The 15,989-nt window shown below is 69.8% G+C and carries 17 protein-coding genes; 3 read left to right on the top strand and 14 right to left on the bottom strand.

The window, feature by feature from the left end:
• Nucleotides 1-13: 13 nt before the first annotated feature.
• A complete protein-coding gene (locus ED92_RS33835; protein ID WP_037345393.1) occupies nt 14-727 on the bottom strand; it encodes a hypothetical protein in 714 nt (237 codons plus the stop codon).
• A 15-nt stretch (nt 728-742) separates the two neighbouring features.
• On the bottom strand, nt 743-1,564 hold the full coding sequence (locus tag ED92_RS33830; RefSeq protein ID WP_037345391.1) for a hypothetical protein: 822 nt from the start codon (nt 1,562-1,564) through the stop codon (nt 743-745).
• 222 nt (nt 1,565-1,786) lie between these two features.
• Here ED92_RS33830 and ED92_RS33825 point away from each other — a divergent pair, with 222 nt between their 5' ends.
• The gene (locus ED92_RS33825) at nt 1,787-2,014 is read left to right on the top strand and encodes a hypothetical protein (protein ID WP_052121038.1); all 228 of its coding nucleotides are present in this window, start codon (nt 1,787-1,789) and stop codon (nt 2,012-2,014) included.
• 5 nt (nt 2,015-2,019) lie between these two features.
• Here ED92_RS33825 and ED92_RS33820 read toward each other — a convergent pair whose 3' ends face one another.
• Nucleotides 2,020-2,253 carry a hypothetical protein gene (locus tag ED92_RS33820; protein WP_037345389.1) on the bottom strand — a complete coding sequence of 78 codons (234 nt, stop codon included), beginning with the start codon at nt 2,251-2,253 and terminating at the stop codon, nt 2,020-2,022.
• A gap of 171 nt (nt 2,254-2,424) precedes the next feature.
• Here ED92_RS33820 and ED92_RS33815 point away from each other — a divergent pair, with 171 nt between their 5' ends.
• Together ED92_RS33815 and ED92_RS33810 are read left to right on the top strand one after the other, a co-directional pair.
• On the top strand, nt 2,425-3,144 hold the full coding sequence (locus ED92_RS33815) for a sensor histidine kinase (RefSeq protein ID WP_037345387.1): 720 nt from the start codon (nt 2,425-2,427) through the stop codon (nt 3,142-3,144).
• Nucleotides 3,141-3,806: a response regulator transcription factor gene (locus ED92_RS33810; protein ID WP_037345385.1), complete on the top strand. Its 666-nt coding sequence runs from the start codon at nt 3,141-3,143 to the stop codon at nt 3,804-3,806. Before ED92_RS33815 ends, ED92_RS33810 begins: the two co-directional genes overlap by 4 nt.
• On the opposite strand, the gene ED92_RS33805 is transcribed toward ED92_RS33810, so the two are convergent.
• The 11 genes from ED92_RS33805 to ED92_RS33755 form a co-directional block, all read right to left on the bottom strand.
• Entirely contained in the window at nt 3,770-5,326 is a 1,557-nt protein-coding gene (locus ED92_RS33805; protein ID WP_037345383.1) for an alpha/beta fold hydrolase, read from the bottom strand. The two genes, ED92_RS33810 and ED92_RS33805, sit on opposite strands and share 37 nt — an antisense overlap.
• A 41-nt stretch (nt 5,327-5,367) precedes the next feature.
• The gene (locus tag ED92_RS33800; protein WP_052121063.1) at nt 5,368-6,600 is read right to left on the bottom strand and encodes a sodium:proton exchanger; all 1,233 of its coding nucleotides are present in this window, start codon (nt 6,598-6,600) and stop codon (nt 5,368-5,370) included.
• 181 nt (nt 6,601-6,781) lie between these two features.
• On the bottom strand, nt 6,782-7,078 hold the full coding sequence (locus tag ED92_RS33795) for a hypothetical protein (RefSeq protein ID WP_037345381.1): 297 nt from the start codon (nt 7,076-7,078) through the stop codon (nt 6,782-6,784).
• A 114-nt stretch (nt 7,079-7,192) separates the two neighbouring features.
• A complete protein-coding gene (locus ED92_RS33790) occupies nt 7,193-7,771 on the bottom strand; it encodes a hypothetical protein (RefSeq protein WP_037345379.1) in 579 nt (192 codons plus the stop codon).
• Nucleotides 7,772-7,872: 101 nt separating this feature from the next.
• The gene (locus tag ED92_RS33785; protein ID WP_037345377.1) at nt 7,873-8,442 is read right to left on the bottom strand and encodes a TetR/AcrR family transcriptional regulator; all 570 of its coding nucleotides are present in this window, start codon (nt 8,440-8,442) and stop codon (nt 7,873-7,875) included.
• 62 nt (nt 8,443-8,504) lie between these two features.
• A complete protein-coding gene (locus ED92_RS33780) occupies nt 8,505-9,326 on the bottom strand; it encodes an ECF transporter S component (protein ID WP_037345375.1) in 822 nt (273 codons plus the stop codon).
• The gene (locus ED92_RS33775; RefSeq protein ID WP_037345373.1) at nt 9,323-10,918 is read right to left on the bottom strand and encodes an ABC transporter ATP-binding protein; all 1,596 of its coding nucleotides are present in this window, start codon (nt 10,916-10,918) and stop codon (nt 9,323-9,325) included. The genes ED92_RS33780 and ED92_RS33775 overlap by 4 nt, the downstream gene beginning before the upstream one ends.
• The gene (locus ED92_RS33770) at nt 10,915-12,027 is read right to left on the bottom strand and encodes an energy-coupling factor transporter transmembrane component T (RefSeq protein ID WP_037345371.1); all 1,113 of its coding nucleotides are present in this window, start codon (nt 12,025-12,027) and stop codon (nt 10,915-10,917) included. Before ED92_RS33770 ends, ED92_RS33775 begins: the two co-directional genes overlap by 4 nt.
• Nucleotides 12,027-12,932 (bottom strand): ABC transporter substrate-binding protein, encoded by a 906-nt coding sequence (locus tag ED92_RS33765; protein ID WP_235213431.1) that lies wholly within the window; start codon nt 12,930-12,932, stop codon nt 12,027-12,029. Before ED92_RS33765 ends, ED92_RS33770 begins: the two co-directional genes overlap by 1 nt.
• A 14-nt stretch (nt 12,933-12,946) precedes the next feature.
• A complete protein-coding gene (locus tag ED92_RS33760; protein WP_037345367.1) occupies nt 12,947-13,507 on the bottom strand; it encodes a hypothetical protein in 561 nt (186 codons plus the stop codon).
• A complete protein-coding gene (locus ED92_RS33755) occupies nt 13,504-15,957 on the bottom strand; it encodes a hypothetical protein (RefSeq protein ID WP_037345364.1) in 2,454 nt (817 codons plus the stop codon). Before ED92_RS33755 ends, ED92_RS33760 begins: the two co-directional genes overlap by 4 nt.
• Nucleotides 15,958-15,989: the final 32 nt, after the last annotated feature.

Raw genomic sequence — 15,989 nt, 5'->3', positions numbered from 1 at the left:
CCCGAAACGCCACTCACGAGGTGGGCACGAACTGGTCGTAGAAAGCCGTCTTGACCGCGACGACCGCTTCCTCGGTCTCCCGGAACCGCTCACGCGCCTCGCTGGAGTCGATCAGCTGCACGAGCCGCAGCCCGAGCTGGTCGGAATGCGTCAGCGAGAGCGGGGACGCGGCGGCGAGCGGGCGCGACTTCGCGTCATGCACGTGGTGCGGGTAGTAGAAGACGGATTTGTCGCCGAGCACCGGGCCGATCCGGCGCCAGAGTTCGCCGTACTCGACCGAGACCAGCACCTCGCCCCAGAACCGCAGGATGGTCAGCAGTTCGACGTCGGCGTGCTTCGAATCGCCCGCCGAGGAGATCAGCTCCATGGTGGTGTCGAGGCAGGCCGCCGTGGCCAGCGACTTCCGCGACCGCACGAGCACTTCGCGCGGGACGCCCAGGGCGAGGATGTCCGTCATCAGATCCTCGCGGTGCGAAGGGGTGCTGCCGGGCGAAGTGTTGTCCGGGTACTCCTCGCGGACGATGACGCGGGCGATCCGTTTGGACTGCTCGTCGGTGAGCAGGTCGATCGCCAGGTCGTAGGCCATGGTGAACGCCAGCGACAGGAACCGGCGCTGCAGCAGGACCGCTTGCAGCTCCTCCCCTGACAGGTCGGTGACGCCCCGCAGCGCCGGATGGTTCCGGAACCGCTCGATCAGACCGTCTTCGAACTCGTCGAGCTCGCGCATCAGTACACCTCTTGCTCAGAAACGGATCATGTCGATGCTTCGGTTCCAGTCGGCGAGGTCGACGTCGCGGCCGATGTCCCACAACGTGTCGAGCTCGCGCTGGATCTGTTCGCCGAGCACGGTGTCGTGCGTGCCCTCGATCTGGAACTGCGGCGAGTTCACCGCCAGCTGGCCGTGCAGGAACATGCTGACCAGGTAGCGCCCGTCGGCCCGGTACACCGAAACCGAGGCCTGCGAGTTGAAGACCCGCACCTTCAGGTTGGCCTGACGCTTCGCCAGCCGCCGGTGCAGTCGGGAGAGTATCTCCAGGCACTCCGCGATCCCCGTGCTCACGAACGGGTTGCCCGCGCCGCCGCTGCGGCCCAGCGCTGCCTCCCGCAGCCCCACCAGCATCGAGTTCGGATGCAGCAACATGATCCGCACCTCGGCGCGCCGGTCGACGATCGCGGCTTCGAGTTCCTTTTCCAGGCGCTGCAGGTTTGGGATCCAGGTGTTCAGGATCGTCACCTGTTTGGCCTTCGCGACGTGTGCCGCGAACTCGTCGTCCGGAAAGCGTTTGTGCACTTCGACCACGCCGCCGTAGTGCGAGCGGCGGAGGCTCGTGGCGATGGTGTCGATGTCGAGACCGGCGAGCCGGTCCCGGATGTCTTCCAGCGCGCGCAACGGGGTCAGTTCGACGAGCAGCACCACGACCACCCCGCTGACCATGATCAGGGTCAGGGTGGTGACGCCTTTCGGCGCGACTTTGTCGAGCAAGCCGAGCTGTTCCGCGATTCCGACGGCGAAGCCGGCCACCGCCAACCCGCCGAGACTGAGCAATTCGAGCCAGCGACGCATTCTGCGGAGCATTCACCCTCCGGGATCCGGCAGCCTGGCCCTCATGTTCTCACGATCGGAGAGCCCGTTGTGATCGGGGTCACTCTCCACGGAATTCACGAAAAGAATCGAATCCGGCATGGGAATCCGCAGTGCGAAGGACACAGATCACAAGGCGGACGTGAAACGCGCGGGCCTCGACAGACGACTTACCGGATACGCAAGTACGGAAAGTTGTGGTCGATGAGCGCTGATCGCGTTGTCCAGCTGCGCTGGGAACACCGCCACGTGGCCGACGACGGCGGCCGCGCGGCCTTGTCCTACCCCGGGATCTCGGTCGTCCGGCGGACCGAGGGGGAAATCGTCGACCGCACTTGGATACCGGTCGGGGAAGAACCCACCTTCGCCGACGACGAGGCGCTGATCACCGCCCTGCACGCCGCCTGGCGCTGGACCAGGCCCGCCGCTTGATCCCCTTATTCGTCGCCCGATTTGTACCGGCGCTGGAGTTCTTCGTCCTGTTCGCGCGGCGACTTTTCCGACCAGCGACCGTGGACGAGGTCGTTCTCCGTGTAATCGGCGCGCCGTGAGGCCCAGCCGGGCAACATGATCTTGCGTGTCCCGCCCCGCCCGCGGTCGCGTACATCGGTGATCACGGCGACGCTGATCACCAGCAGGAGTATCCCGAGCACTATCCAGATCACGGCCATGGTCCGCTCCCCCGCAGATATGTCGTTTCCGCCAGATTAGCGGGACGAAGGGTTTCGACATACGGGATTTCCGCCGCCTTTCCTTGCTCCGTTCGGGCTAGCCCGGTGGGTGTAGGCGGTTTCAGTCCCCGCGGCGAAGTGACGGCGGCGCCGCGGCCATAAGGTGACGACGTGCTCGGTGAAAGGCTCGACTCCTGGCTGCGCGGACACGAGTCGCTCGTCGACGTCCTGGCCGCGCTGCTCCTCGCGGGATGCTGTGTCCTTTTCGGACTCTTCGTCCGGGCGGAGGCCGCGTATTTCCTGTTCTCCCTGCTTCTCGCGCTTCCGCTCGCCTTGCGACGCCGCAATACCGTGGTGTGCGCGACAGTGGTGCTGGGAGTCGCGGGCGTCCAGTGGCTCACGATCCGGGACGGCGTCGGTGCCTTGCCCGCCGATCTCGCCGTACCGCTGGCGGTGCACGCCGCGGCGGCCTACGGACCGCGGCGAGCCGGTGGCGCCGCGCTGGCGGCAGGGCTCCTCGGCGCGGTGCTGGGCGGGCTGAGCTGGCCGATGCTGCCGTCGTCCACGGCCGCGCATCTGCTCGTCGGCGCCTTCCTGGCCAGCACCGTGGTGGCCGCGTGGGCGACCGGGACGTTGCGCCGGGTCCGGCTGTCCCACAGCCGTCAGCAGGCGAGGCTCGCGGTCCTCGCGGAGCGGGAACGGATCGCGCACGAGATGCACGACATCGTCGCCCATTCGCTCGCCGTCGTGATCGCGCAGGCCGACGGCGGCCGGTACGCGGCCACGCCGGAGGCCGGAAGATCGGCCCTGGTCACGATCGGCGACTGTGCGCGGAAGGCGCTGGGCGATCTCCGGCGGCTGATCGGCGTCCTGCGGGACGGACCGGCGTGACCGCCACACCGGTCCGTGTCCTGCTGGTCGACGACCAGGCCTTGGTCCGGGCAGGCTTCCGGATGGTCATCGAGTCCCAGGCCGATCTGACCGTCGTCGGTGAGGCGGCTGACGGGCTCGCCGCGGTCGACCACACCCGGCGCCTGAATCCCGATCTGGTCCTGATGGACGTCCGGATGCCGGTGCTCGACGGTATCGAGGCCACCCGACGGGTGCTCGCCCTGCCTGACGCGCCCAAGGTCCTCATGCTCACGACGTACGACCTCGACGAGCACGCGCTGGCCGCGATCCGGGCCGGGGCGAGTGGTTTCCTGCTCAAGGACGCCACCCCCGAGGAACTGCTGGCCGGCATCCGGACGGTGCACGACGGGGACTCGGTGATCGCCCCCTCCACCACCCGCAGGCTGCTGGACCGGCTGGCGCCCCCGCTCGATCCCGGCGCGGCCAGGTCGGTGGCGACGCTGACCGGACGGGAGCGCGAAGTGCTGGCCGCGATGGCCCGCGGCTGGTCCAACGCCGAGATCGCCGAACGGCTGGTGGTCGCGCCGGGAACGGTGAAGACCCACGTGGGCAACATCCTGGCCAAGCTGCGGGTGCGGGATCGGGTGCAGGCGGTGGTCCTCGCCTACGAAGCGGGCGTGGTCCGGCCCGGCGAGCGGTGACGGGCACAGGTGACGTCGGTCCGGGGCAGGGCTCCGCCGAGCAGATACGACTCGACGATGTCGGTGACGCAGGACGTCGGGTCGAAGAGATAGACCCCGTGCCGGAAGGCGCCGTCCAGCGTGACCATCCTCGATCCGGTCAGGGCGCGGCGGAGCGCCAGTTGCCCGGCATACGGCGTGACCGGATCCCCCGAGGCGCCCACGAGCAAGGCGGGCCGGTCGTCCCCGACCGGGACGGGTGGCTCCGCGGGCGGGACGGGCCAGAACGCGCACGGCGTGATGTGCCGGGCCAGCGGACCGAACAAAGGCTCGGCGGCCCGGTGCGCCACGATGTCCCGGTAGTAGCTTTCGGGATCCCGCGAGGCGGCGCGGTCCGCGCACTGGTTGGCGACCGTGGCGCTGAACCCGAAGGACGGCTCGACGGTCGGATCCGTGTACAGGGAGAGTTTCCACTCCTGCGTGGGTGTCGGTGTCACGGTGAGACCGCGGGCGGCGTCACGCAGCACGGCGATCTGGGAACTGAACTCCGCGTAGAACGCGTCGCTGTCGTCGACGGTGAGCAGCAGGCCGGGGATCATCGCGGCGTCGATCCGGTGCTCGCCGACGCGCAAGGGCGCGCGGGCGGCGGCGCGGGCGATCCGGTCCACCGTGGCCAGTACCTCTTCCGCGGTGGTGCCGAGATGATGCTGTGCGTCCCGGTGGGCGGCCCACCGCGCCCAGTCGCGCAAGGCCGCGGCGTCCGCCGGCGCGGTCTCCCTGGTGAGCGCGGGACCGGCGGCCCCGGGCGCGGCGGCGCTGTCGAGCACCATCCGCTCGGTCCGCCGGGGAAAGAGCCCGCGGTAGACCGAGCCGAGATGACTGCCGAAAGACCAGCCCAGATACGAGATCTTCGATTCCCCGAGGGCGGCTCGCACGAGGTCCAGATCCCGCGCCATGTCGCGGGTGGAGGCGTGTGCGAGAAGATCGCCCCGGTCCGCGCAGCTTCGCGCGAGCTCCCGCGCGACCAGCACGCTGCGGTCGAAGGAGGCCCGGTCCGGGCTCGCCAGTTGAGCGCTCTGCAGGTATCGCCCGGTGGGCCAGCCGCATTCCAGTGGCGAGCTGAGCCCGAAGAACCTCGGGTCGATCCCGACGAGGTCGTATCGCGCCGCGAGCGCCGCCGCGCCGGAAGGGACCTCCGGGGGCAGCCCATGGACCAGCAGTGCCACACCGTCGCGGGACGGGCCGGGTCCGCCGGTGTTGACCACCAGGGTGCCGAGGCGGCGCGCGGGATCACTCGCGGGACGGCGTGCGACGGCCACCGACAGGGTTCTGCCACCCGGGTCGGCGTGGTCCAGCGGCACGACGACCTCACCGCAGGTCGCCCCGGCGGCGGCGAGCCGTCGTCCCGTCTCGTCTTCCGGCCCGGTCCGGCAGTCGTGCCAGTCGATCCGCGGCGCCGGGGTCGCCGACGCCGGTGGCCCGCCGTCCGCCAGGAGCAGGATCGCCAGGCCCGCGGCGAGAACTTTCCTTCGTTTGGTCATACCTGGACGCTAAGCGCGCGAACTCGCGGAAACCTCTGCTCTCAGGCCGAAATCCGCTCCTCACGACTACTCCCGGAGACATAGGGTGCCCGGCGGAACGGGGCGGCCAGGGTCGGCAGGAGATGGCGGCGGTTGCGGATCAGGGCAGCGAGCGCGATGAGCGTGTAGACCCCGCACAGGACGTAGCGCGCGGTCTGGCCGGGCAGCGCGAACTGCACCGCGAACAGGCCGAGCAGCGTCCAGGCGGCCCAGCGCGGGAAACGCAACGCGAGCAGCGCGGCGACTCCCAGCAAGGTCTGGGTCGCGGTGAGGAGGAATTCCTCGATCTGACGGCCGTCCAGGCGCAGTGCCGGGCCTCCCCCGCCGAGGACGTAGGCGATCGGCAGACTGCCGACGAGCAGTGTCCATTGGTTGACCTTGCTGGAAAGCAGGGTGCCGAGCGCCGCGTCGCCCTTGCCCCGCAGCGCGAAGAGGATCGCGACGATGAACTCCGGCGCCTCCGACGCCAGCGGCGCGAGCCACTGCACGAGCAGGAACCGGTCGACACCGAGTTCCGTCCCGACGGCGATCAGGTTGTGCGCGAACGGTTCCGCGCTCGCGAGGATCACCACGGCCGCGAACACGAACAGCGCGGCCACGAGGGTCCGGCGGGACCGCCGGGGCAGCGCGCCCAAGGTGGCGGCCGGACCGACCAGTTCGGGTTCACCCGGTTCGGCGCGGGAGACCTTCCACAGGTAGAACACGAAGAAGCCGAGCAACGCGAAGCCGAGGAGCAGCGAGATCTGCCCGGTTCCAGGGATGACGAACGCGACGATCGAGGCGATCGCGAGGAAGCCGAGCTCGATCCGGTACGGCGCGTCAAGGATCAGCTCGCGGACGGTGGCGCCACGGCGTTTCTTCGCGACGGCGAGTGCGACCAGCACGACGGTGGACCACCCGAGGCCGAGCAGCAGCCGGTTGGAGCCGGTCATGTTCGCCGCGGCGTAGGCGATGTACTCGGGATTCGAGCCCGCCGTGTAGGCGAAGTACAGGTCCACCGCGTACTCGGGAAGGACCGCGATGACGGCCAGCACGGCGATCGCGAGGCCGCCGGAGATGTCCACCTGCGCGGCTTCGGCCGCCCAGGCGAGCAGGAACGAGGCCGCCACGACGGCGAGGCCGAACAGCAGCAGCCCGGTCGGCGCACCCGGATCGGTGCCGGTGAACCGCAGGAGAAGGGCGGGCACGGTAAGCCCGGCGCATAGGCCGAGGGGCCTCAGTCGGTTGACGATCACCAACCGAGCTTCGCGGCCGTGGACGGGTTACCACAACCGTTTCCTCATTCACCCGGACGGCGATAATTCCCTTGCGGGACAAGGAAAATCGAAGATCGTCTTGCCGAAAAACGGACGTCGTCCCACCGGAGAAATGACGAACTCCCCGGTATCCGCGGGATACCGGGGAGTCCGGGGGCGATCAGCCCCGGGCGTTCGGGTCGATCACGTCGCCGGCCAGTCCGGTGGCGGCGTCACCGAAGGCACCGGTGGAGTCGACGACGCCCTGACCGGCCGCGGTGGCCGAGTCGACGGCGTCCTGGCCCGCCGTGGTGGCAGTCTCGGCGAGCCCCTGACCGGTCTCGGCCAGCCCGCCGGTCGCCTGGGTGACCTGGTCGGCGGCGCCGGAAAGGTCGACACCGGTCAGTTCGCCGACCTTGTCGCCCGCGCCGCCCAGCAGTTCGGCGGCCTTTTCCTTCAGCGAGTCGAACAGGCTCATCTGGGGTACTCCTCGGATCGGTCGTGCGGAGGCGGCTGAAAGTTCACCGTACAGGACAAATCGGGCACGGTGCGCGAGGGCCGTCGCTCCGGACAGGTGAAATCCGAGGAGCGTTCAGAGACAGGGCGGCCGGTAGCGGTCGATCGAGAGGCCGCGGAAGTCGAGCTTGTTCGGGGTCTTGCCGACGAAGACCAGGCCCCGCGCCTCGGTGAGCGCCGAAGCGAAGGAGTACCCGGGAGTCCCCAGCTCGGGCAACGTCGTCCAGGCGGCGGGCTTGAAGCTGAAGAACTTCTTCACCAGCTTCCCGCCGGTCGACGGAACCTTCGTGAGCCACTTGTCGCCGCCGCTCCAATGCGAGGCGGGACGCAGCTGGACGTAGAGGTCGTCGGTCGCGCTGTAGGTCATCCAGAAACCGGCGGATTTCGAGAGATCCGCCTGCGCCTCGAACTGATTCCCCAGCCAGACCACGACAACGTGCCATTCGGCGTTCAGGAAGGTCACCTTGGCCGCGTAACCGCCGCGTTCGCGGACGAGCAGGCTGCCGGTCGGCGGCAGCGTGGTGCCCTCGCCGGAAGCGAGCCATTGCTGCAATCGGTCGATCGACGGGGTGGCGCATTCGCAACCGTGCCCGCCGGAGGCGTTCGCGACGGCACCGGGGCCGATCAGCGAAGCCAGGAGCATCGACGAGAGCACCGCGAGCGTACGAATCCTGGATCCTCCGCGCATTCCCGGAAGCTAGCACAGCGAACGCGGAAACCACCGCACAGCGCCGAAAGCGGCCAAGGATGCCCCGCTCAGCGGGAATCGTCCTTTGTGGACAAAGAGACGACCTCGGCGGCGAACAGCAGGGCGGGGTCGAACCCCATGCCGGCGAAATGCCCGGCGAGTTCGAGCGAAAGGACGCCGTGGACGCGGGTCCAGAAGGTGACGGCACGACGGAGCACCCGGCCGTCATCCGGCTCCGCCGCGTACGCCCGGAGCAACACGGCCATGATCTCGTCCGAGATCTCCGTGGTGTCGCCGGGCGCGTGGTAGCCGGGAATGGGCGTTCCGTAGACGAACAGGTACCGCTGCGGGTCCGCCAGCGCCCATTCCCTGATCGCGTAGGCGACTTCGGCCACCCCTGGCTCGACCACCGCCTGGACGGCGTCGGCGAGGCTTCGATACGCGTCACGGACGAGGTCCGTGATCAGGTCGTCGCGACTGGGGAAGTACCGGTACAGCGCGGGACCGCTCATGCCGACATGCTTGGCGATCGCATTGAGGGACAGCGCTGACACCCCCGTCGTAGCCAGCTGTTCCCACGCGTGCCGCTTGATCTCCGCGCGGACGTGGGCCCGGTACCGTTCCCGCGAGGTCTCCACCGACTACCCCCTTCCGCCTAGTTAGAGGGTATCACTTTCTTTATCGACACTCACGTTCTCCGTCAAGCGGGCCTATCGGTGAACGAGGGGATCACGCCGTAGGACGCCTTCCGCGAAGCCCGGCGCAACGTCGCCAGCACGGCGGGCCCCAGCACCAGGATCGCCACCGTGTTGGTGATCGCGCGGCCGGTGTCCCAGCCCGCCGTCGAGGTCAGCAGGGTGAACACGGCGAAGCGGTGCAGGTTCTCCAGCAGCGGGGCGCCGGGCACGTAGGAGATGTGCCCGTCGTGGTACGGCACTTCGGCGTCGGTGATGAACGGCCAGAACCACAGGTTCATCAGGAATCCGAAGACGTACGCGACGAAGATCCCGTACGCCACCAGCATCGCGATCTCCGCCTTGCCGGTGACGCGGCGGGGCAGCAGCCCGGCGCCCATCCCGATCCACGCCGAGCACATCATCTGGAACGGCAGCCACGGCCCCACCCCGGCGGTCAGCAGCGCCGAAGCGAACATCGACGTGCAGCCCAGCACGAAACCGAAGCCGGGGCCGAGCACCCGACCGGCCAGCACCAGCAGGAAGAACACGGTCTCGATACCCGCGGTCCCCGCGCCGAGTGGCCGCAGGGCGGCGTTCACCGCGGACAGCACGCCGAGCATCGCGAGGGCCTTGGAATCCATGCCCCCTTCGGACATCTCGGCCAGCACGATGACGATCAGGATCGGCAGGATCCCGATGAACACGAACGGCGCGTCCGGGCCGTGCTGCATCGACTGCGGCTCGACACGGACCAGCAGCGGCCACACGAACATCATCAACCCGGCCAGCGACGCCAGCCCGAGCACCGTCGCCGAGCGGGGGCCGAGCCGGACCGCCGCGGTCACGAGACCTCCTGCGGAAGCGCGGACCGGACCTCGTCGACGGTGAGCCAGGGCTCGCCGAGGATCTTCGCGATCTGCGTGGCGAACGCCGGGGAGCCGCCGAGGACCTCGCCGGTCGGGCCGTCCGAGACGACCTCCCCTTCCGCCATCACGAGCACGCGGTCCGCGATCGTCGCGACGAATTCGACGTCGTGGGTGGCCACGACGATCGCCTTGCCCTCGGCCGTCAGCGAAGCGATCATCCGCGCCAGCGCCGCCTTCGCGGTGTAGTCGAGGCCGCGAGTCGGTTCGTCCAGCAGCATGATCCGCGGGGCGGCCGACAACTGGACCGCGAGTACGAGCGCGAGACGCTGCCCCTCCGAGAGATCACGGGGATGCGACGCGGGATCGATACCCGGAGCGAGCCTGTCGAGGAGTTCCCGGCACTTCCCCGGCCGCGCACCCGATTCCGCGTCGGCTGCTTCGCATTCGGCGGCGACGGTCTGCAGGTACAGCAGATCGCTCGCGGTCTGCGGCACCATCCCCACGAGGGCCCGTGCCGCGGCACTGCTCAGCGTCTTCGGATCCTTGCCCTCGACGGTGACCTTGCCACCTTGCCTCGGGCCGGAACCCTGCACCGCCCACAGCAGCGACGACTTGCCGGAACCGTTGCGCCCCATCATCGCCAGCACCTCGCCGGCGCGCAGGGTCAGGTCGACCTCCCGCACCGCCACCTTCGGCCCGTAACGCACGACGACACCGGACGCGGCCAGCAGTTCTTCGCCCACGGTCGTGCTTCGCGCGGGCGGAGCACCCAACGTCAGCGAAGAAGCGCGCCGCCGGGCATCACGGACCGACATCGGCAGCGGATCCCAGCCCGCCAACCGTCCCAAGTGGACGATCGGCGGCGCGATGGGCATGTCCTTCAGCACTTCCGGCGGCGTTCCGTCGATCACTTCCCCGGTGCCCGGCACGTGGATCATCCGGTCCGCGAACGGGATCACGCGTTCCATCCGGTGCTCGGCCATCAGCACCGTCGTGCCGAGGTCCTCCACCAGCCTGGCCAGCGTCGCGAGCACCTCCTCGGCCGCCGTCGGGTCCAGCGCCGACGTCGGTTCGTCCAGCACCAGCACCTTGGGATGCGTGGTGAGCACCGCGCCGATCGCCACCCGTTGCTGCTGCCCGCCGGACAGCGTCCGCAACGCGCGCCTGCGCAGTTCCGCGATGCCGAGGAGATCGAGGGTCTCCTCCACCCGGCGTCGCATCACCTGCGGGCTCAGGCCGAGTTGCTCCATGCCGTACGCGAGTTCGTCCTCGACCGTGTCGGTGACGAAGCCCGCGAGCGGATCCTGACCGACGACGCCGACCAGATGCGCGAATTCGCGCGGCGGCCGGGACCGCGTCGTCACGCCGTCGACGGACACCGTGCCTTCGAGGTGACCGCCGGTGAAATGCGGGACGAGACCGTTGATCGTGCCGAGCAGCGTCGACTTGCCCGCCCCGGTCCGGCCCGCGAACAGCACGAGTTCGCCTTCACCGATGGACAGCGTCACGTCGGACAGCACCGGTTCGGCGCGGTCGTGATAGGTGAAGGAAACGTGGTCCAGTTCGATCATGCGTGCACTTCTTCTTCCAGTGCGGCGTACGGAGGTTCGGGGGCCGGGGTGAGGAACGCGGGCAGCACGCCGATCAGCACCCCGAGCAACGGCACCCACGACAGCGACGGCCAGGACAGGCCGATCAGCGACGGGTTCATGTTCATCGGGTTCACCTCCGACGTCGTGAACAGGATCGCCGCGACGGCGACCCCGCTGACGGCGACGACGATTTCCGGCGGCTGCCAGCGATCCGGCCGGTAGCGCGTCCGCCGGACGCGTTTGCCCGCCGACCAAAATCCGATCAGGCCGACCACGACGCCTGCGGAAAGCACCGGTGCGGCCAGGTATCGCGGCGTCGAACCGTCCAAAGTGGCGTAGACACCGACGCAGACGCCGAGCAGGCCGATGATCATCAGCGTTCCGGTGATCAGCCTGGCCCGCGCTTCGACCGTTCCCGCGCGGCCGTAGCCACGTGAGTCCATCGACGCGGCGAGCTGCAGCGAGCGGGAAAGCGCGTCCTCCAGTACCGGGATGAGGATGGTGTGCAGCGCCTTCACCTTCTTCTTCCCCGAACCGCCGCGCAGCCTGCGTGCCCGCCGGACCCGCAGCACGCTCTCGGCGAGCTGCGGGAACACCGACAGCGCGACGATCACCGCCGTGCCCACCTCGTACAGCGCCGGCGGCATCGCCTTGAGCAGCCGTTTCGGGTTCGCGAGCGCGTTGGCCGCGCCGAGGCAGATCACCATCGCCGCCAGCCGCATGCCGTCGTAGAGCCCGCCCAGCAACGATTCCGCGGAGACGTCGCCGAAGAGCCGGATACCCGCCGCCCATTCCGGCAGCGGGATCTCGGGCAGCCGCACGATGATCGTGGACCCCTCGCCGCCGCCGAACACGACGCGGAAGAACACCCGGATCGCGACGATGAACGCGCCGAGGTACAGGTAGAGCCGGAACGCCAGCGCCCACGGCGCCTCACTGCGGCGGGCCACGACGACGTACCCCGCGACGGCCACGATGGTCAGCAGCAGCCACGGGTTCGTCGTGCGGGTCGCCGCGACGGCGAGTCCGAGCGCCCACACCCACCACGCGGCCGGGTGCAGATCGCGCGGCAGGAAGTAGGACGTCATCAAACTCCTTGTGCGCGTTTGCGTCTGCGTGCCATCAGGAATCCCGCGACGCACAACGCGAGCACCGCGGCTCCCGCGGCCCAGGGCGCCCAGCCGCCCGCTCCGGACTCGCGGTCGATCACCGCGTTGACGTCCTCGGCGTTCTCACCGCCGGTGAACGCGACGTTCATCGACGGATCCTGCGCCTTCGGCCGCGCCGAAGCACTCGGGCGCGGTTTGGGCGGCGGCAGTGCGCCGGAACTCGGACCCGCGGCCGGAGCCTCTCCCGCGCCTGTTGTCGGCTGAGGTCCGTCGGCCTGCTGTCCGTTCCCCGACGGCGGTCGCTGCTGGCGCTCGCCGGGGTCACCGGTGACCGGCTTCGTCTCCTCGCGTGGCACACAGGGCTGGCTCTCGGTACCCGGGCGTACGGCCGAGATCCGCGGGACCGGGTTGCTCTGGGTGGTGGCGTTCAAGGAGAACGACCAGCCTTCGAAACCGCCGGGGATGAAGTCGCGGTTCTTGACGCCCCACTGGCTGTAGTCCCAGGCGCAGTTGTTCGAGGCGTGCCAGTAGGACCAGTAGGCCTGAGCCGGCGGCGTGTCGACGCACGGTTCACGGTAGTCACCGCGGCCCGCGACGGGGACGGTTTCGGCCGCGGACGGGCGGTTCTCGACCCGGCAGACGAACGACTCGCCCCAGCGCTGGACCCCGGCGATCTGGAAACCGGCGCCCTTGAGCGCGTCCAGCCCGGTGCCGCGGGTGGTCTGGGGATTGCACCGCACGATGGTCGTGCCGCCGAGCTGCTGGAAGTCGACGACGACGGTGACGCCGGTGGCGTCCTTGCAGAACCCCGGATATCCCTTGCTCTGGTCGACCGCCTGCGCGGACGGCGCCGTGGCGGCGATCAGGAAGATCGCCGCCACCACGGGAAGCACCCTTTTCACGGGATGGCCGGGTTCCTCGGCGTGACGCCGGGCGGCGGGTTGGTGGTCGCGGACTTGTTCAGCGAGAAGGACCAGCCCTCGAAACCACCCGGGACGACGTTGCGGTTGAGGGCGCCCGAGCTGCTGTAGGTCCAGGTGGAACCGGAGCCGTCGGCGTTCCAGTAACCCCAGTACGCGCCCGCGGGCGGGGTGGTGACGCACGCTTCCTTGTAGTTCGGGTTGGCCGTCAGCGGGAGCGTCTCCGTCGCGGACGGGCGTCCTTCCAGACGGCAGACGAAAGCGAGCCCCCAGCGCGCGGTGCCGGCGACCGCGATCCCCGCGTCCTGCAAGGCCTTGATCCCCGTGCGGGCGGTGCCCGGCGTGGCGTTGGGCGAGCAGCGGGTGATCGTCGGCGCGGCCAGCTCCTGGAAGTCGATCACGACCGTGACCCCGGTGCGCGCGTCGGCACCGGTGCAGATCCCGGCGTAGCCCTTGGTGGTGTCGACCGCGTTCGCGGGTGCGGCGGACAGCCCGATCAGTCCGATGAGGACGGTCGTGACGGCGAGCAGTCTCTTCATGGTGTTACCCCCTTTTTCTTGGTGAAACGACGAAGTACGAAGACGAGTGCGATCGCGGTGGAGAGGAACAGCACGGCCAGCCCCGCGATCCCCCAGATCACCCAGGCCGGCTGGTCGTCGGATTGGGCGGCGGCCAGCGCCGGTGTGTCGGTGCCGGCGGTCAGCGGCAGCCGGATCGCGGGTGACAGCGGCGAATCCGCGGCGGTGAGCCAGGACCGGCCCGCGACCCCTTGGGCGGCGGCCGAACTGGTCGGGAAGTCGGTCTCTCCCCCCGCTCCCTTGGCGAATCCGCCGTCGGCCTGGACCAGTTTGCCCAGCGAACGCGCGGTTCCGCTCGCGTCGAGCCCGGCGGTCTGCCGCGCGGCGGCGACGGTCGCGCTGAGCGCGATGTCCACCTCGCCGCCTTCTCCGGTCACCAGGCCCTCGCCGGTGGGCCGGACGCCGAGCGCGTCCACGGCGGAGACGAACGCCGACACGCGCCGCTCGGTCCAGCCGTCCGGCCGCTTGGTCGGCGGCGCGGCGTCCGTGTGCGGACGGGCGACCAGCGCGGTGACCGCGGCGGCCGTCGCGGCGAGGTCGCCGGAACCGCACTCCGCGATGTCGAGGTGCTTCGGGAAGGTCCCGTCCGCGCATTGGCGGGAAAGGAGCAGTTCGACCGCGGGGCCGGGATCGGCGGCGGTGGCGAGCACCGCCCAAACGTGCCGCTCGACCGTCCGATCGGCGTCGGCGAACGATCCGGTGTCGGTGAACTCCCCGTCGGCACCGCGCAGTTTCAGCAGATCGGCGCGCAAGGGCCCGGCGACGTCCGACTTCGCGAATTCGGCGACCAGCACGAGTTTCGCGAGCGGTTCGGCGTACGACGCCTCGCCCTGTTCATACGGCGCTCCGTGGGCGTAGGCCTGCACGGCTTCCGGCTTCAGCAGGAACTGCGAAGCGCGGGCGACCGCGTCCGGCTGCTGGTCCAACGCCCGCAAGGCCAGCACCACGTCGGCGGTGGCGTCGTAGTCGACGTAGGTCTTGCCGTCCTCGGTGACCTCGACGTGGTCGCCGCCGACGAGCCGGTTCGTCAGGTAGGCCCCGAGGCGGACGGCCGGGGGCGCGGTGGCCGGGGCGGGGGTCGCCGCCACCGTCGACACCCGGGCGCCGGTGGACGCCCTGGGCGTGACGAATTTCTTGGGTTTCGGCGGTGTGCTCTCCGGCTTGTGCGGCTGCGTCACAGGAGCCGGGGTTTCCGGGACGCCGGTGGCCGGCGGCAGGACTTCGCCCTTCGCGAGCGAGTGGAAACCGATCTGTGACAACCCGAGCGAAGCCTGGGCACTCGCGCGGATCCAGGTGTCGACGCCGCTGATGCCGGAGGAACGCGCGGCCTCGTAGGAAACCGGGTCGTAGGCGATGGCGCCGAGTTCGCCCGCGAGCTTGTTCCCGGCGTCGGACGCGGCGTTCGCCTGCGCGGATTTGAGGTACCGCACGCCTTTGTCCACCGCCGCGTCCGCGCCACCGGCGTCGGCGAGCGCCTGGACGATCAGGCCGGTGCTGTTGGTGTTCGGCGCTTCGGTGCCGACGCCGCCACCCCAGCCGCCGCCGGGTGTCTGGTTCGCCTTGAGCCAGGAGACGGTCTTGGCGATCGGGGCGTCGAGGCCTGCAGCGCCCGCCTTCTTCGCGGCCAGCATCGCCGAAAGGGCGAGCCCGGTGGCGTCACCGTCGGTCGGGGAAAGGCCGAGCGGTTTGCCCTCTTCGCAGGTCGAGACCTTGCGGCCGTCCGGGGTGACGTGGTCGCCGGTCTCCTTGGTCGGGATGTAGGAGAAGAGGACGCGGAAGTAGCCCTCGGAACACTGCTGGGTCAACAGCCTGTCGATGGCGATCCGGTCGTTCTCTCCCGCCACGGCGAGCCCGATCACGCCGAGCGCCTGGCCGAACATGTTCGCGTTGTTGCTGACCGCGTCGGCGAGAGCGGGATCCTTGGCGTAATCGCTGACCCGGCCCTTGTCGGGGCCCTTGCGCATGATGGCCGCATGGGTTTCGGCGACCAGGTCGTAGCCGTCGAAGGCCCGGGGATTCCGGCCGGACACCTGGGCGGCGACCAGCGTCTTCGCCACAGCACCGCCGACGATGATCTGGTCGTAGCCCGCGCCGGGAGCGAGCCCGTCCCAGGTGAAGTAGTCGGTGGCGTGGCCCTGGTCGTCGAGGAACTTCACGATCGGCTCGGCCCGCGCGCCTTCGCCCGCGGCGTACAGCGCGAAGAGCACGTCGAGCATCAGGCCGTGGTCGGGCAGTGAGCCGCCGCTGGGGTTGTCGAGTGTGCCGTCCGGCTTCAGCTTCGTCGCGAGCCAGCGGGCATTCGCCTTCGCGGCACCGGGATCGTTCGCCGCCGTCGCCGTCCCGCTGAGCGGTGCGGCGATCATGGCGACGATGACGGCGAACGCCGACGCGGCCAGGTACCCGCGGCGCATGACTCCTCCTTGCGGCATGGCGGAGGACAAGG

Origin of the sequence: Amycolatopsis sp. MJM2582, from assembly GCF_000754115.1 — a bacterium.
In the GTDB taxonomy this organism is placed as follows: Bacteria; Actinomycetota; Actinomycetes; order Mycobacteriales; family Pseudonocardiaceae; genus Amycolatopsis; species Amycolatopsis japonica.
This window is presented reverse-complemented; position numbering and strand designations above follow the sequence as displayed.